The 18,419-nt window shown below is 39.5% G+C and carries 19 protein-coding genes; 9 read left to right on the forward strand and 10 right to left on the reverse strand.

Annotation, left to right across the window (positions count from 1 at the left end):
* Positions 1 to 45: 45 nt before the first annotated feature.
* Positions 46 to 1,461: a Si-specific NAD(P)(+) transhydrogenase gene (gene sthA, locus PCI70_RS00430; RefSeq protein WP_269913387.1), complete on the forward strand. Its 1,416-nt coding sequence runs from the start codon at positions 46 to 48 to the stop codon at positions 1,459 to 1,461.
* A 42-nt stretch (positions 1,462 to 1,503) separates the two neighbouring features.
* Here sthA and PCI70_RS00435 read toward each other — a convergent pair whose 3' ends face one another.
* Genes PCI70_RS00435 through mrdA form a run of 3 tightly spaced genes read right to left on the reverse strand, consistent with a single transcriptional unit; the run spans position 1,504 to position 4,899 of the window.
* On the reverse strand, positions 1,504 to 2,256 hold the full coding sequence (locus PCI70_RS00435) for an N-acyl amino acid synthase FeeM domain-containing protein (protein WP_269913388.1): 753 nt from the start codon (positions 2,254 to 2,256) through the stop codon (positions 1,504 to 1,506).
* Positions 2,257 to 2,316: 60 nt separating this feature from the next.
* Positions 2,317 to 2,862, reverse strand: coding sequence for a 16S rRNA (guanine(966)-N(2))-methyltransferase RsmD (gene rsmD, locus PCI70_RS00440; RefSeq protein WP_269913645.1), 546 nt, complete (start codon positions 2,860 to 2,862; stop codon positions 2,317 to 2,319).
* A gap of 3 nt (positions 2,863 to 2,865) precedes the next feature.
* Entirely contained in the window at positions 2,866 to 4,899 is a 2,034-nt protein-coding gene (mrdA, locus tag PCI70_RS00445) for a penicillin-binding protein 2 (RefSeq protein ID WP_442865116.1), read from the reverse strand.
* Between the two features lie 142 nt (positions 4,900 to 5,041).
* Here mrdA and PCI70_RS00450 point away from each other — a divergent pair, with 142 nt between their 5' ends.
* From PCI70_RS00450 to PCI70_RS00460, 3 genes are read left to right on the forward strand one after another with little or no spacing between them, the layout of a single operon-like run.
* A complete protein-coding gene (locus PCI70_RS00450; protein ID WP_269913389.1) occupies positions 5,042 to 6,352 on the forward strand; it encodes a hypothetical protein in 1,311 nt (436 codons plus the stop codon).
* Between the two features lie 21 nt (positions 6,353 to 6,373).
* Entirely contained in the window at positions 6,374 to 7,024 is a 651-nt protein-coding gene (adk, locus tag PCI70_RS00455) for an adenylate kinase (protein ID WP_269913390.1), read from the forward strand.
* 48 nt (positions 7,025 to 7,072) lie between these two features.
* Positions 7,073 to 7,240, forward strand: a complete 168-nt coding sequence (locus PCI70_RS00460) for a hypothetical protein (RefSeq protein ID WP_269913391.1) — start codon at positions 7,073 to 7,075, stop codon at positions 7,238 to 7,240.
* A 153-nt stretch (positions 7,241 to 7,393) separates the two neighbouring features.
* On the opposite strand, the gene nth is transcribed toward PCI70_RS00460, so the two are convergent.
* From nth to PCI70_RS00475, 3 genes are all read right to left on the reverse strand, one after another.
* Entirely contained in the window at positions 7,394 to 8,053 is a 660-nt protein-coding gene (nth, locus tag PCI70_RS00465; RefSeq protein ID WP_269913392.1) for an endonuclease III, read from the reverse strand.
* Positions 8,053 to 8,793 (reverse strand): RnfABCDGE type electron transport complex subunit B, encoded by a 741-nt coding sequence (locus PCI70_RS00470; RefSeq protein ID WP_269913393.1) that lies wholly within the window; start codon positions 8,791 to 8,793, stop codon positions 8,053 to 8,055. Before PCI70_RS00470 ends, nth begins: the two co-directional genes overlap by 1 nt.
* A gap of 73 nt (positions 8,794 to 8,866) precedes the next feature.
* Entirely contained in the window at positions 8,867 to 9,646 is a 780-nt protein-coding gene (locus PCI70_RS00475) for a ferredoxin--NADP reductase (RefSeq protein WP_269913394.1), read from the reverse strand.
* A 96-nt stretch (positions 9,647 to 9,742) separates the two neighbouring features.
* On the opposite strand from PCI70_RS00475, the gene tsaA reads away from it, so the two are divergent.
* On the forward strand, positions 9,743 to 10,408 hold the full coding sequence (gene tsaA / locus PCI70_RS00480; protein WP_269913395.1) for a tRNA (N6-threonylcarbamoyladenosine(37)-N6)-methyltransferase TrmO: 666 nt from the start codon (positions 9,743 to 9,745) through the stop codon (positions 10,406 to 10,408).
* Positions 10,392 to 12,140 carry a GspE/PulE family protein gene (locus PCI70_RS00485; protein WP_269913646.1) on the forward strand — a complete coding sequence of 583 codons (1,749 nt, stop codon included), beginning with the start codon at positions 10,392 to 10,394 and terminating at the stop codon, positions 12,138 to 12,140. Before tsaA ends, PCI70_RS00485 begins: the two co-directional genes overlap by 17 nt.
* Here PCI70_RS00485 and hemP read toward each other — a convergent pair.
* Positions 12,133 to 12,291, reverse strand: a complete 159-nt coding sequence (gene hemP / locus PCI70_RS00490) for a hemin uptake protein HemP (protein WP_269913396.1) — start codon at positions 12,289 to 12,291, stop codon at positions 12,133 to 12,135. The genes PCI70_RS00485 and hemP overlap by 8 nt on opposite strands.
* Before the next feature lie 83 nt (positions 12,292 to 12,374).
* On the opposite strand from hemP, the gene PCI70_RS00495 reads away from it, so the two are divergent.
* Complete coding sequence (locus PCI70_RS00495) at positions 12,375 to 13,208, forward strand: NUDIX domain-containing protein (protein ID WP_269913397.1); 834 nt, start codon at positions 12,375 to 12,377, stop codon at positions 13,206 to 13,208.
* Here the strand turns inward: PCI70_RS00495 and PCI70_RS00500 are convergent.
* Both PCI70_RS00500 and mrcB read right to left on the reverse strand, forming a co-directional pair.
* Positions 13,190 to 13,729: a tetratricopeptide repeat protein gene (locus tag PCI70_RS00500; protein ID WP_269913398.1), complete on the reverse strand. Its 540-nt coding sequence runs from the start codon at positions 13,727 to 13,729 to the stop codon at positions 13,190 to 13,192. The two genes, PCI70_RS00495 and PCI70_RS00500, sit on opposite strands and share 19 nt — an antisense overlap.
* A complete protein-coding gene (gene mrcB / locus PCI70_RS00505) occupies positions 13,729 to 16,092 on the reverse strand; it encodes a penicillin-binding protein 1B (RefSeq protein ID WP_269913399.1) in 2,364 nt (787 codons plus the stop codon). The genes PCI70_RS00500 and mrcB overlap by 1 nt, the downstream gene beginning before the upstream one ends.
* A 112-nt stretch (positions 16,093 to 16,204) precedes the next feature.
* Between mrcB and PCI70_RS00510 the strand changes: the two genes are divergently transcribed.
* The gene (locus tag PCI70_RS00510) at positions 16,205 to 17,119 is read left to right on the forward strand and encodes an NAD(+) kinase (RefSeq protein WP_269913400.1); all 915 of its coding nucleotides are present in this window, start codon (positions 16,205 to 16,207) and stop codon (positions 17,117 to 17,119) included.
* Positions 17,116 to 17,370 (forward strand): YeaC family protein, encoded by a 255-nt coding sequence (locus PCI70_RS00515; RefSeq protein ID WP_269913401.1) that lies wholly within the window; start codon positions 17,116 to 17,118, stop codon positions 17,368 to 17,370. Before PCI70_RS00510 ends, PCI70_RS00515 begins: the two co-directional genes overlap by 4 nt.
* Here the strand turns inward: PCI70_RS00515 and PCI70_RS00520 are convergent.
* Positions 17,363 to 18,358 carry a glycosyl transferase family protein gene (locus tag PCI70_RS00520; RefSeq protein ID WP_269913402.1) on the reverse strand — a complete coding sequence of 332 codons (996 nt, stop codon included), beginning with the start codon at positions 18,356 to 18,358 and terminating at the stop codon, positions 17,363 to 17,365. The two genes, PCI70_RS00515 and PCI70_RS00520, sit on opposite strands and share 8 nt — an antisense overlap.
* Between the last annotated feature and the right edge of the window lie 61 nt (positions 18,359 to 18,419).

An 18,419-nucleotide genomic window follows, 5' to 3' on the forward strand; every position in this document is an offset into this window, starting at 1 on the left:
TCTTCTTTTCTGATAAAATAAAGAGAAGAAGATGGAGGATCTTAGATGACACGTAAAAAAGAAATTATAAAAGGGAATTTTAGTAAATACGATGCACTTGTACTAGGTGCAGGACCTGCAGGTGAAGGTGCTGCCATGAAACTCTCTAAATCGGGAAAACGTGTTGCTATTGTGGATATGCGAGAACAGTTGGGTGGTAATTGTACGCATGTAGGGACAATTCCAAGTAAAGCACTGCGTCAAACCGTATCAAGCATTATGCGTTATCAACGTGATCCAATGTTTCAAAAAGTGGGTGAATGGAAAAAATTCACGATGAAACAGGTGCTGGCACATGCACATCGTGTTATTCAAAAGCAAGTTACCACTCACACACGCTTTTATGATCGAAATAATATTGATGTATTTCACGGGCGTGCTTACGTACAAGACAAAAATACAGCATTTGTATTTACCCCAGAAGGCATTAAAGAAACCATCTCATTTAAAGAGTTAGTCATTGCAACAGGGAGTCGTCCGTATCATCCGCAAGGTCTAGATTTTAATCATCCGCGCGTACTTGATTCCGACACAGTATTAGATCTTGATTATCCAATCAAAAAAATCATTATTTATGGTGCAGGAGTGATTGGTTGTGAGTATGCCTCTATTTTTATTGGGCTCAATCACAAAGTAGATTTAATTAATACACAGCCTAAATTACTCAGTTATCTTGATGCAGAAATTTCAGATGCGTTGTCTTATCACTTACGTGAACAAGGCGTTCTTATTCGTCACAATGAACAAATTGATCACTTAGAAACGTTTGACGATCATGTGGTTTTACACTTACAAAGTGGCAAAAAAATTAAAGCAGATGCAATTTTGTGGTGCAACGGTCGTTCAGGTAATACTGATGGGTTAGGTTTAGAAAACTTAGGTTTAAAGCCAAATAGTCGTGGGCAAATTCATGTCAATGAGCGTTACTGTACTGACGTAGAAAATATATATGCAGCAGGCGATGTTGTGGGGTGGCCATCTTTAGCATCGGCTGCTTATGACCAAGGGCGTTGTGCAGGTGCCAATATTGGTGGTGAAGAAAATGTAAAACCTGTAACAGATATTCCAACGGGTATTTATACTATTCCTGAAATTTCCTGTTTTGGTAAAAATGAAGAACAACTGACAGAAGAAAAAATCCCTTATGAGGTTGGGCAGTCATCATTTAGACATTTAGCCCGTGCGCAAATTACAGGTGATACGGTTGGCGAACTTAAAATTTTATTTCATCGAGATACGCTAGAAATTTTAGGTATTCACTGTTTTGGTAATAATGCCTCTGAAATTATTCATATTGGGCAAGCAATTATGCAGAGCTCAAATAATACGTTGAACTATTTTGTTGAGACGACATTTAACTATCCAACAATGGCAGAAGCATATCGAGTTGCTGCGCTTAACGGTATTAATCGTTTATTCTAAGATTAATGTGGGTTAGTATTTCTAACCCACACGAATTTATCATCACGTCATAATATTACATAAATGATTATATTTTTGGCGATCTTCTTCTGTCCAATCAAACGTATTACGATTTAATAAAGATTTTTTGAAAGATTTATAACGGTCATATACTTCAAAATCCTTTAAGATAGCAATAATATTAGAAAAATTTTGATAGCTTTTACTCTCGTGCGTATGTTTCAAAAATTGCCATGTTTGTCTCAGATCAAGATGCATAAGCACAGATTCTATGTTGTTATATTGTTTTAAAACACGATTTTTTCCAACTTGGGTAAACAATAATTTTTGATAAAAAGATGCTTTTCGGGCTTCAACCTGAATAAAAATATGATCAGCTTTTACTTTAAAAATAGCATGTAAAATGGCATGAACATACAAATCATAAAAAAGGCTTCTGTTTTTGTAGCTTTTAGAAATTGATAAAGAACCAAGTTCTACGGCTGTATCTGTGCCAATATCAATTAAATCTGCGAAGTTAGAAAAAACAGGTAGCTGACCTGTAAGGACGCCAATCGTACCGATCACTTTATAGTTGGACTTTGCTGTAAAAAGTATATTTTGTGAAGAAAAATAATATGGCAAATAAAGTAATGAGCTTTTTTGGGGTTGAATATATTGACGATAAACATAGTTATCGTGCAGTAATCTGCTACCACTAATGAGCTCTTGAATTGAGCTCATAGGTGAAATTTCAACATTTTCGCAGTGTGAGCGAATTTGAAATGGTCGTGACTGTATAATGTTCCTGTTCATTTTTTAATATCCTTTGTGTATTTTTTATACATAAAGTTTATCAAATTACTTGGGAGTTTGTTAACTTTTTTTAAATAATCCTGCTTGAACAGTGCCTGCTTTAGTTTGCTTAATAAGTACCCAATCGCTAGGTAATTGTAATTGCGTTAAATTTCTGTCTGCTTCAATGTATATGAGCCCAGTAGATTCAATTAACGGATTAATCATTAAAGCCAGCTCTTGCCATAGGTTGAGCGAATAAGGTGGATCTAAAAACACTAAATCAAATTTTTGATTAATTTTTGACAATATATCTTGAGCATTTTTAACATGTACTTCACAATTTTCAATTTTAAGAAGTTTACAGTTTTCTTTCAATTGTTGTGCTTGCACGCTGTTAGGTTCAATCATAACAACGTGTTTTGCACCTCGTGATAAGGCTTCAAATCCAAGTGCTCCAGAGCCTGTGCAAACGTCTAACACTTTTGTATTTTGAATATCCCACATGAGCCAATTAAACAAGGTTTCTCGAACACGATCGGGTGTTGGGCGCAAGCCTTCAATATTTGCAAAGTTTAAGGTGCGGCGTTTAAATTCACCGCCAATAATTCTGAGTTGGTTTTTCATCATTTATTCGCTAATGTCTGTTGGCGTTGGCGTTGGCGTTGGCGTTGGCGTTGGCGTTGGCGTTGGCGTTGGCGTTGGCGTTGGTTTTTTTACCGTAGCATTTGGATCTGGAGCAAGTAGGTTACTACCACTTGGGAGTTGTCCCGGTTGAATGCCTGCTGTCATTAAGCCGCCACTAATTTGTTGGGATGTTGGCTTAATGGGGTTATTTTTACGTTGTAACATCCAATAGTCAAAAATAGGGCGTGCAAGATGCGCTGCAGATCCACCGTGTCGTCCATTCTCCCAAATCACTGCAATCGCAATTTCGGGATTTTCTGCAGGTGCAAAACCAACAAATAAACCATGATCAAGTTGGCGTTCTGTTAGTAATGACTCATTATAGCGTTTGCCTTGTGCAATACTTTTTACCTGTGCAGTTCCTGTTTTACCTGCAATTTGATAAGCATTCGTTTTGATGCTACGACCTGTACCTTCGTTAATTACATTGATCATCGCATCACGCATTTTATTCCAATCGTCAGTTGTGCCATTAAATTTAACCTGACCATCGGGTGCGTTTAAAATTGGGTGTGGTTTTGCGCCTTTTGTACTGTACAGCACATGCGGCGTGATGTGTTTACCTTGGTTAGACACAATACTCACTGCCATGGCAAGTTGTAGCGGTGTTGCAATAAATGCACCTTGCCCAATACTCACAGAAATGGTTTCGCCTCGTAACCATTTTGATTTATAGGCTTTCATTTTCCAATCAGGATTTGGGTAAATCCCACGTGCTTCACTTGGTAAATCGACACCTGTTTTTTCACCAAAACCAAATTCGCGCATCCATTCATTCATGCGCTCAATACCCAATTGATTGGCAAGAATATAAAAATACGTATCGCAGGAAAATTGAATGGCTTTGTTCATATTCACAATACCATGACCTGTTTTTTTCCAGTCACGGAATTTGTGTGAGTCTCCTGGAAGTTGGAAATAACCAGGGTCATTAATTGCAGTCGACCAATCCACCACACCAAAGTGAATACCACCTAAACCTTCCATCGGTTTAATGGTAGAACCCGGTGGATAAGCGCCTTGTACCGCTCGGTTGTATAAGGGTTGATCGAGATTATCACGCAAGGCAGAATAATCTTTTCCGCTGATGCCTGTTACAAATAAATTTGGGTTAAAACTTGGACTAGAAACTAAAGCTAAAATTTCACCTGTACGTGGATCCATGGCAACAATCGCACCACGACGTCCTGCAAGTTGTTCTGAGGCAACCGTTTGTAAACCATAATCTACGGATAAATATAAATCATTACCACGCGCAGGGTCTTTTTTTCCTAAGTGACGTAGCACGTTACCATGTGCATCGGCTTCAACAGCTTCATTGCCCGGTGTGCCATGTAACAAGTCTTCGTAATAGCGTTCTATGCCACTTTTACCAATAAGGTTTGTGCCGGCATATAAGTCTTTGTTAATTGTTTTAAGTTCGCGGTCACTAATACGCCCAACATACCCAATCACATGCGCAAATAGTTCGCCATATGGATAGTAGCGTGTCATCTGCGTTTCAATTTGCACACCCTGAAATTGATATTTTGATTCACTAAACCGTGCAATTTCTGCTTCATTGAGATTAAGTTTAAGTGCCACACGTTCAGTTTTTTTAGCTGTTTTAATACGGCTGTTAAAACGGTCAACATCTTCTTGAGATAAATCTAAAATAGGGATAAGTCGTTTAACGGTATCATCTAAATTTTCGATATCTGCTTTACTAAGGGTAGCAGTAAAAACAGGATAGTTATCAGCTAATAATATGCCATTACGATCGTAAATATACCCACGCGTTGGCGGCATGGGTTGTAAACGGATACGGTTGTTATCTGATGCTGTAACAAACTGTTGATGATTGATGACTTGTAAATAAATATAGCGAGCAATTAAGACTGCAAAGCAAACAGTTACAATGCCCACCGCAATAAAAACACGGTTACGATAAATTCGTTTTTCTTCTTGGACATTCTTTAAAGGAAAATGTTGCTTCATATCCGCGCTAGGGTGGCAAAAGGCGAGCTATTTTAACGTAATATCGGCACCCATATCTATAAAGATAACAAAATACTGATTGGGTATGGCACAATAGGGCACGCATCCATCATATAGATATTAAAAAAACAGAGAGCGTTTCATGTTCGATTATATCAGTCAGTTATGGCACGAGTTTTGGCTTCGTCCAGACCATCTAGCAGTTTTAAGTATTGTACCTGTAACTGCATTCGTGACATGGGCTCATGTATGGATGGCGCTTAAAATGGTATTTTACCCGATTAAATTTTGGGGTTTTCATATTGGACGTTTTCCTGTGGGATGGCAGGGAATTGTGCCACGTAAAGCAGGTCGTATTTCAGGCATCATTACTGATAACACACTAAAAAAAATTGGTTCTTTAAGTGAATTTCTTGAGGCAATGGACCCTGAAGAAATGGCAACGATTATTGGTAAGCAAGTCGATGCACAGCTTGAAGATTTAATTGATGAGGTAATGTATGAGCGTTATGCAGTGGTATGGAATAATATGCCTTATTCAATTAAACGCCGTATTTACGATCAAGCACACAAACAATTTCCAACCGTATTGCATGATTTAGTCACAGAACTGACGTCAAATGTAGAATCATTAGTAGACATGCGTGAGATGGTGGTGAGTCAGATGGAAAATGACCGCCGTTTAATGGTACGTATGTTTTTAAAAGTAGGTCAAAAAGAAATTGATTTTATTTGGCATATCAGTGCGTTGATTGGTTGTGCATTTGGCTTGGTACAAATGTTGGTTTGGTTTTTAGTGCCATGGCATTGGACGGTGCCATTTTGGGCATCGGTATGGGGCTTACTCACAAATTGGATTGCTATTTGGATGGTGTTTAATCCAATGTATCCACATTATGTGCGTTACCCACAATTTTTCCGCCGTACACAAGGTTTTCCTTGGATAGTGCCTATAATGCCACGTATTGGGCGTTACAATATTCAAGGTGCATTTATGAAGCGTCAAGAAGAGGTGTCTGATGTGTTTGCCAAAGTGGTCACAGAAGAACTGATTACGCTTAAAACCATTATGACTGAAATGATGTATGGTCATTATAAAGACAAAACACGCCGTATTGTGAAAAAACATGTCAACCAAATTACAGATACACCGTTAGTACGTACCACGTTGCAGTTATCGTTAGGTGTAAAAGAATACGCAAAACTAAAAACAGACTTGATTGACCGCTCAATTGAAATTACGATGGTGCCTGTATGTGATCCGGCATTTAACGCAAGTCGGGCACGCAAAATTTTTCAAATGTTTAGAGATCGAATTCGCGATTTAACCCCACACGAATTTCAAAATTTATTACGTCCTGCATTTAAAGAAGATGAATGGATTTTGATTGTATTGGGTGGCGTTACGGGGTTTATTGCCGGAACGATCCATTTATTTGTGGCTTTTTTATAAACTTAAATGAGGATGTATTCGATGCGCATTATTTTACTCGGACCACCGGGCGCTGGTAAAGGCACACAAGCTCAGTTGATCTGTAAGCGCTATAATATCCCACAAATTTCTACAGGCGATATGCTTCGTGCTGCAATTCGCGAAGGGACTGAGTTAGGTTTACAAGCGAAAAGCGTGATGGATGCAGGCGGCTTAGTTTCTGACGAGTTAATTTTAGGCTTGGTAAAAGAGCGCATTGCACAACCTGATTGTGAGAATGGCTGTATTTTTGATGGTTTCCCACGTACGATTCCACAAGCACAAGCATTAGAAGATGAAGGCATCAGCATTGATCATGTGATTGAAATTGCTGTACCTGACGAAGAAATTGTAAAACGTTTATCAGGTCGCCGTCAGCATCCTGCTTCTGGTCGTGTTTACCATGTGGTATACAACCCACCAAAAGAAGAAGGTACAGATGATGTAACAGGTGAAGAACTTGTACAACGTCCTGATGACCAAGAAGAAACAATTCGTAAGCGTTTAAAAGCGTATCATGCAGAAACTGCGCAACTAGTTGGTTTTTACCAGCAACGTGCAAATCAAGAAAATGCTGCAACGTATGATAAGTTAGATGGCCTACGTCAAATTGATGATGTACAAAAAGAATTATTTGCTATTTTAGATAAATAATTTTGATAAAAAAGAGCCTTATTGGGCTCTTTTTTTAGGAAAAGTAAGATGAAAATACTGATTGTTATTGTACTGATTGTATTTATTGGAATTTCTATCTGGTTTTTAATTCAAAGCAAAAAGCTATTAAATGCAACTGTAAAAGCCGAGTCTGAATTACCTAAGCAACCAAAACCACGTCAATTGCATCCTCAAATTGCAAAAAATAAAAAATAAAGTATTGATCTAAATCTTGTATCAGTTTCACGATTTCACGATTTCACGATTTCACGATTTCACGATTTCACGATTTCACGATTTCACGATTTCACGATTTCACGATTTCACGATTTCACGATTTCACGATTTCACGATTTCACGATTTCACGGCTAATTTTGGGTTGCACCAAACTCAAAGCGATCTGTCCAATGGCACACATCGCTCACCACGCACTCACCACATTTAGGTTTACGTGCCACACAGCAGTAACGACCATGTAAAATAAGCCAATGATGGGCATCTAAAATAAACTCATCGGGAATCACTTTAATTAGGCGTTTTTCTACTTCTAATACATTTTTACCAACCGCTAACCCTGTACGGTTACCTACACGAAAAATATGCGTATCCACCGCCATTGTAGGCTGTCCAAATGCTGTATTTAAAACCACATTGGCAGTTTTGCGTCCTACACCGGGTAAGGCTTCTAGTTCTTTACGCGTTTGAGGGATTTCACTGTTATGTTGTTCAATCAACATTTTACAGGTTTTAATGACATTTTCGGCTTTAGCGTTATATAACCCAATGGTTTTGATATAGCTTTTTAGTGTATCTACGCCTAAGTCATAAATGGCTTGAGGTGTATTTGCAATCGCATAGAGCTTTTCTGTAGCTTTATTAACACTGACATCTGTGGCTTGTGCAGATAAAATAACTGCAATTAAAAGCTCAAAGTTGGATTTATAGTGTAATTCTGTACGTGGATTAGGACGTTGATTACGTAAACGTTCAAAAAAAGTTTGAACTTCTGCTTTGGTCATATTTTTCATTATTCACCTAATTGTTGTTGTAATGCATTCAGTTGATCACGTTTTTTAGCATCTTCACGCACACTTAACTGTTTTTCCAATTTTTTAATTTGTGTGCGTAAGCGTGCTTGTTCAATGGTCGTTTTTGCATCTAACATTGGGGTCTTAATGGCTTGTTTGGGTTTTAAATTTGGTACAAATTCGGCAAATAAAGCCGTATCAATTTGAGCTTTAACAATAGGTCCCTTGCGTGTACGTTCTGCTTCACGCGTGATATGTGCGTAATAGCGTGTGCGTAGGTCATTTTGTTGTTGCTGTTGTTCTTGTGCAGTTGGGACGTGTGGATCTTCGATTAAATCAATACAATCGACAGGGCAAGGTGGTACGCATAACTCACAGCCTGTGCAGAGGTCAGTCAAAATGGTATGCATCATTTTACCTGTACCAATAATGGCATCTACAGGGCAAGCGCTAATACATTTGGTACAACCAATACACTCATCTTCTCGAATAACAGCTTTGATCCGTTGTGGACGTCCATCACTTACCGTTTGCCACTGACTTGGTTGAGCAACCAAAGTAGGACGACCTAATAATTGAGCTAGTGCATCGGCAACAGGTTGCCCACCTGGTACGCATTTGTTGGCTGCTTCTCCTTCGGCAATTGCTTTGGCATACGGTAAGCATCCATCACGATGTCCACAAAGTCCGCATTGTGTTTGTGGCAGTTGTGCATCTATTTGCTGAATAAGGGAAAGCATGGGTCTCGTGTTTGCAACAAAAAAAACAATTGTATCACAAGCCCAAAAAAAGCCGACTGATGTCGGCTTTTGATTATTTTTCTACAAAGGCACGTTCAATCACGTAATCGCCCATTTCACCCATGCGTGGTGATTCTTTTAGACCATGTTGATCAAGTAGTGCTGCAACGTCTTTTAAGAACGCAGGGCTACCGCATAACATGGCACGGTCTGTTTCACGGTTAAAACGTGGTAAACCAATTTTTTCAAATAGTTCACCTGTTTCAATGGCAGTGGTTACACGGCCTTGAGTGTGGAACTCTTCACGCGTTACCGTTGGGTAATAAACTAATTTATCTTTAATGCCTAAATCTTCAAAGATCTCATTGTTTGGTAGTTCATCGGTAATCAGGTCTTGGTAAGCTAATTCGCTCACAAAACGTGTACCGTGTACCACAATTACTTTTTCAAAGCGTTCGTAAGTTTCAGGATCACGAATAATGGACAAGAATGGTGCAAGCCCAGTTCCTGAAGATAAGAGGTAAAGGTTTTTACCCGGTAAAAGGTCATCATGTACCAATGTGCCTGTTGGTTTGCGTGATACTAAAATCTCATCGCCCACTTTTACTTTTTGTAAAATAGAGGTAAGTGGTCCATCAGGTACTTTAATTGAGAAGAATTCGAGTTCTTCTTCATAGTTGGCACTGGCAATAGAATAGGCACGCATTAATGGTTTGCCATTTACTTCTAAGCCAATCATCACAAATTGACCGTTTTTATAACGTAATGCTTGGTCGCGTGTTGTTTTAAAGCTAAATAAAGTATCATTCCAATGGTGAACGTCTGTAATACGCTCAACGTTAAAAGCAGCCATTTATACGGTCCAGTAATTTAATATCTGTGTTCTATTTTAATCTAATTTTAATGCCGATAAACTGAATATATTTAATTGTCTTTATAAGAAAAAGTGATGAGCGATTTTTTAACCATTCCAATCATTGGAAAAATGCATTCTCCCTTTAAAGAAAAGTTTGGCATACCCCGTCAGCCTAATTTAGTGGAAATCGAAACTTTTATTGAGTTAAACCCACCGTACAATGACCTTCGTGCATTTGAAGGCATTGAGCAGTTTAGCCATTTATGGTTGTTGTGGCATTTTCATGAAAATAAACATACCGATTTTAGACCACAGGTACGTCCACCACGTTTAGGGGGTAATGAAAAATTAGGGATATTTGCGACACGCAGTATGTACAGACCTGCACCGATTGGTTTGTCTGTGGTGAAATTTAAACGCTTAGAACACACTCAACACGGCTTACGTTTAGTAGTGACAGGTAGTGATTTATTAGATGGAACGCCCATTGTAGATATTAAGCCGTATATTGCGTATTCAGATGCGGTGGATGCCCAAAGCGGGTATGCTACTGCTGTGCCTGAGCGTAAACGTGTAATTTGGGAAGTGACCCCCAATATTGCAATACAACAAGAAATTGAACAAGTGTTATCGCTAGACCCACGCCCTGCTTATCAGCAAGATCCAAACCGAATTTATGGTATGCGTTTTGGCGATTGGAACGTGCGTTTTAGAGTCGATGATGCCATTTATATTTGTGGGGTTGAACATGAACTTTGAAATTGATGTACTATGGTGTTTAGAGCAGTTAGTAAAAGATGGATTAATCAACGAGCGTGAAAAAGCACTTGTTCAAACCACACATCGTAAAAAAGAACAACTGATGTGGCATCCACTTCAATGGATTGCAGATTTTAATTTGCAAAATCAACAAGACCAAAAAGCGACCCTAAATTTAGTTTTTTTATGCAAATGGTTAGCACAAAAAGCGAATATTGCGTTTTATATTATTGATCCATTAAAAGCAGATGTTGCATCCCTTACCAAAGTGATGTCGCAAGAATTTGCCTTACGCAATAAAATTTTAGCGGTAGAAAGCAATGCCAATGAAGTGGTGATTGGGACAGCACAACCATTTGCAAATGAATGGGTCAAAAATCTAGAACATAGTTTAAGCCCTAAAAAAATACGCAGTGTTCTACTCAACCCAGAACAATTACAGCGTTATTTAACCGAATATTATCAAGTAAGCCGTGCCGTTAGCTCATCGCAAAAGCTCCAAACGACAGAAAACAAAGGGGTAGAGGCACTTTTACAATTAGGCGATACCCAAAACCCCGATGCCAATGATCAGCACATTGTGAAATTAGTGGATTGGATTTTGCAGTTTGCCTTTGAGCAAGGGGCAAGTGATATTCATTTAGAGCCACGTAAAGAAAAAAGTAATGTGCGTTTTCGTATTGATGGGGTGTTGCATACCATTTATAACATGCCTGCAACCACGCTCACAGCAGTGATTGCCCGTATCAAAATTTTAGGACGCATGAACGTTGCGGAAAAACGTAAACCGCAAGATGGTCGTTTAAAAACCCGTACACCTAAAGGTATGGAGACCGAGTTACGTTTAGCCACGCTTCCCACCGCTTTTGGCGAAAAAATGGTGTTGCGTATTTTTGACCCCGATGTGCTTGTGCGTACTTTTGAACAACTTGGTTTTGATCAACGTTTACTCAGCCAATGGAATACGATGACACAAAATAGTCATGGCATTATTTTGGTGACAGGTCCAACAGGTTCGGGTAAAACCACCACGTTATATTCATCTTTAAAACAGCTTGCGACGGAAGAAGTAAACGTATGTACCATTGAAGATCCCATAGAAATGCTAGAGGGCAGTTTTAACCAAATGCAGGTTAACTATGGCATTGATTTGGGTTTTGCTGATGGAATACGTGCCTTAATGCGTCAAGACCCCGATATTATTATGGTGGGGGAAATACGTGACCAAGATACGGCAGATATGGCAATTCAGGCGGCACTAACAGGGCATTTGGTACTTTCGACATTGCATACCAATGATGCACCGTCAAGTTTAACGCGTTTACACGATTTGGGCGTTCAGCCATTTTTAAGTTCTGCAACTTTGCTTGGTGTTTTGGCACAACGTTTGGTACGTAAACTCTGTAGCTGTAAAAAACAAGTTTCGGCTAATCCACAAGAATGGGCACAGCTCACTACAGGTTATACGGTTACACCACCACAATCAGTTTGTCAGCCTGTTGGTTGTGAGTTGTGTCGCCATACAGGGTACAAAGGGCGTATTGGTATTTACGAGTTCATGCCAATGACGTTATCACTTAAACAATTGGTGAGTGATAATGCGCCATTGGCTGATTTGCGTTACCAAACCAAGAAAGAAGGCATAGAACCACTGCGGATTGCAGGGGCACGAAAAGTAATGATGGGCTTAACTTCGATGGAAGAAGTTTTGCGTGTTGTGCCACTTACTTAGTTAAAATAAGGCGATTATTACGTGTGAGACGTAAACGGTATTCTTCCCCTGCATGCATGATGCGAATTTCACGCCCTAAGGCAAATAAATTATTAGAATGTAGCATTGGTAGGCTGTGTGCAGTTTCGGTTGTACGTGTAAAAAAATTCATGCCGTTGTCTCCATGACTTAACGATTTAAATGATAATCATTATCGAATAGACCTGTCAATATAAATTTACGAGTAATTACACAATGTCAAAAGTTGATGTCGCAATTGGATTATTGTTCTGTAAAAGCAAAGTTTTAGTGGGGTGGCGTGAAGCAAAACAGCATCAAGGTAACAAGCATGAATTTGCAGGTGGTAAGGTAGAACAAGGTGAAACACCACGCCAAGCATGTGAACGTGAAATTTTAGAAGAAACAGGCTTACATATAACAAATTGGCATGCGTGGGATACCATTTGCCACGAATATGAAGACCTTACAGTAACATTACATTTATTTTATGCACATACTCATCAAACAGAAGTAAAAGCCCCATGGCAATGGTACGAGCGTGATGAATTATTAAATCTAAATTTTCCTAAAGCCAATGATGCTATTTTACAGCGTTTGCAGTGGAAAAAATGGATTAAGATTACAGATCAATTTGAGCAATCTGAAAAAGCATTGGTGTATTGGCGCAACAATGTTGAATTGGCTGATCAGCCACTAGCCAATTTAATTATAAATATAGAGATTGCAAACACCTTACTACTAGATCAACAAAAACAACTTGGTGCTATACATTTAAGTCATTCACAGCTTTTACAAACCACATCACTCAAAACAGGCGTACGGTATATCGCTGCTTGCCATGATGCACAAAGCCTACAGTATGCGGAAAAAATTGGGTGTGATGCGGTACTTTTAAGCCCTGTATTTGCAACAAAAACCCATCCCGAAGCAGTGCCATTAGGATGGGAACAATTTACACACCTTGCTCAAAAAAGCAATTTGTTGGTTTTTGCTTTAGGTGGTGTGTCCCCACAACAAGATGTCCCTTGTTATGGGGTCGCAGGTATTTCTCAATTTAAAGCACTTTGAGCCTTTTGGATGGTTGCTGTGTCATTTTGTAGTTGAGCCGTACGTAATACTACTTGCCACAATTGCTTTTTGATTCCAGCATCTGAACTTAAGCTAATGCCACGATTTGCCAAAGATTTTGCTTGAGGCAGTTTGTTTTTTTGTAATGCAATTTGCGAAAGTAACAAATAACCCTCTGCCGATTGAGGAGCAAGGCGTTGTGCCTGTAAGCCTAATTGCTCGGCACGATCTAAATTATTTTGTTTAAATGCTTGTTGCGCTTGAGCAAGTGTACTTTTAAATGCAGGTAACGTTGAGCCATCGTTATGCTGTTGTGGTTGCTGTTTAGGCGCAACCACAATAGGGCGTGATTCACGCTTAATTTCACCCACGTTATAAGGTGTAATCGTTACCCCATTTTTGTTTGTGGTCGGTTGTACTGCTACAGGTGTTGGGGCAGGTTTAGGTTGTGGCTGAGGTGGGGTGGTGGTTGTACACCCCACTAATAGCAACATTAAAATACTACCAAGTTGAATTTTCATTATTGTTGTCCTTGCTCATAACTACCTGAAGAAATGACTTGTGCAGGTGGTTCAGTTGGTGGTGTTTCTGTTTCATTAATTAAGTTTTCAAGTGGGTCGCTTGCATCACTGCTTGGTTCGGTTTGGTAACCAGGTAAAGCACAAGATGTGGCATGTTTAGGTACAGTATTGGCAAGCAAGGGCACATACATTGCATTTGAACAGCCCTGAGCAGATAAATCACCTGATGGAACATCAATCCACTGCCATTGTACATCTTCAGGCTGTTTAAGATTAACAGGCTGTTGGCGAAGCTGACGCATTACATTTGTCCAAACAGGCAATGCCCCTGTAGAACCTGTTAAGCCTGTGATTTTATTATTATCTAAGCCTAACCAAACCACTGTGACATAGTTACCTGAATAACCTGCAAACCAAGAGTCACGCGCATCGTTTGTAGTACCAGATTTACCTGCAAGATTAAGGGTGCTTGGAAGCGCTTTATAAGCAGACTGACCTGTACCTGAACGCATCACTTGTTGTAAACCATAGTTTAAAATATAAGCTGATGCCGGGTCGATGGTTTGCTGAACATCTAAACTGTAGCGGTCTAAAACTTTACCATTTTGATCGACCACGGCACGGATGGATTTGGTTGGATATTTAAAACCACCTGTTGCAAAGTTACCATAAATACTCAGTACTTCCATAGGCGACATATTCACTGCACCTAAGAATGTAGATGGGTACTGTGGGACATCACTCGTTACGCCAAATTTATGCAGGTTATTGATAAAAGAAGCAACACCAAACTGTTGACCCATATTTACAGCAGCCAAGTTATATGAATGTTCAAGCGCTTGTACCATTGGCACCATGCCATGTTCACCGCCACCGTAGTTTTTAGGTGTCCATGCTTTACCATTACTGCGAATACTCACAGCTGTATCAGGAATTAAACTTGCCCAGTTGTAGCGTCCTGATTCAATCGCTGTAATATAAATGGCAGGTTTTAACAATGAGCCAACTTGACGTTTCGCATCAATTGTACGGTTAAAGCCTGTAAAGTCTTGAGTAGAGCCAACAGCTGCCACAAGTTCGCCATTTTCAGGACGTTGAATGAGTACAGCACCTTGTAAATTATTAAGTGCTTTAGGATTACGTTTAATGAGTAAATCCACACTTTGTTTCATTGCATTTTGTGTACGTATTTGGGCAATTGGGTCAAGTGTGGTGAAAATACGTAAACCTTGATTCGTCAGATCTGAATCTTGATATTCTGTACGCAGTTGACGACGTACAATATCCATAAAATCAGGGAAACGTGTTGGACCCAATGCAGGTTTTTCTACAACACCTAATGGGCGTGCAATTTCACGTTCATATTGTTCTTGCGTTAGCTTACCCATCACGAGCATATTGTGCAGTACGGTATCTCGGCGGTTTTTAGCCCCTTGAGGGTTGCGCCATGGGTTATAAAGCGATGGACCTTGTACTAAACCTACCAAAAAGGCTTGCTGTGAGATATTAAGTTCACGTAAGGGTAAACCAAAATAAAACTGTGAAGCTAAGCCATAACCGTTAATTGAATAGTTGCCGTTTTGTCCTAGATGTACTTCATTTAAATAGGCTTCTAAAATTTCATCTTTGCTGTAATGAACTTCGAGTAACAACGACATGAACGCTTCATTAAATTTACGTTTAAAAGTTTGTTCAGGCGATAAAAAGAAGTTTTTAACCAGCTGTTGGGTTAGGGTTGAACCACCTTGACGTCTACCGCCTGTCACATTACTCACAATGGCACGTGCAGTACCTCTAAATGACAAACCATGATGCTCATAAAAATTACGATCTTCGGTGGCAATCAATGCATTAATGAGCGGTTGTGGTACATTTTTTAATTTAATCAGTACACGGTCTTCGTTGTGTTGTGGGTAAATTCCACCAATCAACATTGGCTCTAAGCGAGTCATGCCTGTACTAGAGGCTTGGGTACTTTGTACGTTTATAATTTGGTCTTGGGCAAAAGCTAAAGAAATGACTTGCTCGGCTTCAGTGCTATCACCAAAATCGAAACCGCGCGTATGTACGGCAACCTGATTGCCATTGACTGTAAATGTACCGGGTTGGGTATAGCTATCGGCTTTTTTATAGTTTAACAGCTGTAATTCTTGTAAAAAATCGGTTTCGCTTACAGGCGCCTGATTATAAATTTCTAAAGGACGTGCATAAACTTTTGCAGGAATATCCCAACGTTGTCCTTCAAATTTAGATTGAATAACATTGTCTAACCGAACAAGATAAAAACTAAAAGCAATAAAACCGCCTATAACTAGGAGGACAAAAATCAGTGCAATAACACCAAGACCGCGTTGTGACTTCATATAAAAGTGATAAGCTATCTGAATAAACCCCGTAATCATGCGAAGCTTTTTTTTATTTTGCAATGATTATTCGTGTAACAGGTAAAAAAATATTTTAAATGGAGCGCCACCCTTGGCAAAAATTTCACCACAATCTTTTAGAAATATTGGACTTGTTGGACGCCCAGATAAATCTGCTGTGGTCGATACCTTGTGCTTAATTTATGATCATTTGCTTAAGCGAGGCTTACATCCTATTTTTGATGCAGATACGGCAAAATTAGTGCCATATCAACAATGCCAAAGTGTAAGCCGTGATGAACTTGGTGAAATTGTCGATTTAGTGATTGTCGTTGGTGGTGATGGATCATTGTTGCATGCCGCACGCGCTTTGGTTAAATATAATACACCTGTGATTGGGGTGAACCGCGGACGTTTAGGTTTTTTAACTGACATTAAACCTAACCAAGTGTTACAAAAACTCGACCAAGTGTTACAAGGTGATTTCCAACAAGATCGCCGTTTTTTACTTGATATTGAAATCAAAGCAGGCGATCGGGTCAAACATCGTGCAATTGCTTTAAACGATATTGTACTTCATTCGGGTAAATCTGTGCATATGATGGATTTTGACCTGTGTATTGATGGGCAATTTGTTTATCGTCAACATAGTGATGGACTGATTGTGGCAACACCCACAGGTTCAACCGCCTATGCACTATCAGGTGGTGGACCAATTTTACATCCTAATATGGATGCCATAGCACTTGTACCGATGCATCCGCACACCTTGTCATCACGTCCAATTATTGTAGGCGATCAAAGTGAAATTAAAATTACGGTAGGCGAAAGTCGCCTTGTGGCAATGGTGAGTGCAGATGGTCAGCAGAGTGTGGCGTTAAGTGTGGGCGAGAGTTTACATATTCGTAAACACCCGCATAAATTAAATTTGCTTCATCCACCGGGGTATGACTTTTATATGGCATGCCGAACCAAATTAGGATGGAACCAAGATTTTGAAGCCTTGCGTGAACAGGAAGAGTCATGAATATTGAGCAGATGTTAGCAATTTTAAACCCTGAAATTGTGCAAAAACTAAAAACAGCCGTAGAAATTGGCAAGTGGGAAAATGGCGTAGTACTCACAAAAGAACAGCGTGCAACATGTATGCAAGCCGTGCTGGCATGGGAGCATACGCATTTACCCGAACAAGAACGCATAGGTTATATTGATCGTGGTTCTAAGGAAGAAGGGGAGCAGTGCGATGATGAGCCACCACAACCCATTCGGTTTATTTAAAACGGTTTTGCCATAATTGTGTTGCAAGCGTTTGAGCCTCTACAAAAGTAGGGGCTTTTTGTAAGGCTACAAGTGCAATTGCCATGGTTTCAATAATTGCCACTTCGCCATAAGTATGAGGTTGTCCCTCCCAAACAGCTTTAATGGTGTCTAAATCAAGATATTCTTCTGCAGGGCTACGGTCGGGTGTGAGCTTTGGTAGTTCATGTTCGTACAGTTCACCATTTTGAATACCACATACTAAGGTTTTCGCATCAGGGTTACGTTCAAACTCACCACCTTCACCTTTAATTACTACACTGTTTAAGTAGCCTAAGCGTAATGCTGCATGTTGGTGGGATGTGCGATATGCAGGATGAAAAATAGACTGTAAAGTCACGGGTGCATTAAAGGGATTAATCAAGCGTGCAAGCGTATGCACAGGTGAGCGAAGCCCCATGACGTTACGCAATCCAATCAGTTCATCTAGTACAGGTGAGATTGCATATAAAGGCATGTAGGCAAAATTTTGTTGTTTAAGTTGCGCTTCTACTTCTGCTTGAGTTGTACAAATTGGAAAACCTAAATAGCTTAAGACTTGTTCTGAATAAACACGGTTAAGGGTATGACCTGCCGCCCCATGCATGACAATACGAATCCCATTTTTTGCAAGCGTAAGCGCTGCAAGTAAATACCATGGGTAATGTTTACGTTTGCCTGCATAAGATGACCAATCTAAATCAACCTCAAGGGGTTCAAACGTAAGTTGGTCTTTGGTGGCTTGTACAAAACCTGCGAGCTCGTCCACAGATTCTTCTTTAACACGTAACAGCATTAAAAAAGCGCCAAGTTGAACGTCTAATACGTCGCCGTTTAAAATCAGCCTAAATGCATCATATGCCTCTTGGTATGTGAGGCTACGTGCGCCATTTTTTCCTTTGCCAATAATTTTAATATATTGTGCAAATGGGTGTTCTAAGTCTTGGTATAAGTTGCGCTTTGTTGACATTTGCATCATTTCTCATTTGAATAATACGATTATATCTTGAATAATGGTTATACTTAAAATC

It is taken from the genome of Acinetobacter sp. HY1485 (assembly GCF_027568475.1).
Taxonomy (GTDB): domain Bacteria; phylum Pseudomonadota; class Gammaproteobacteria; order Pseudomonadales; family Moraxellaceae; genus Acinetobacter.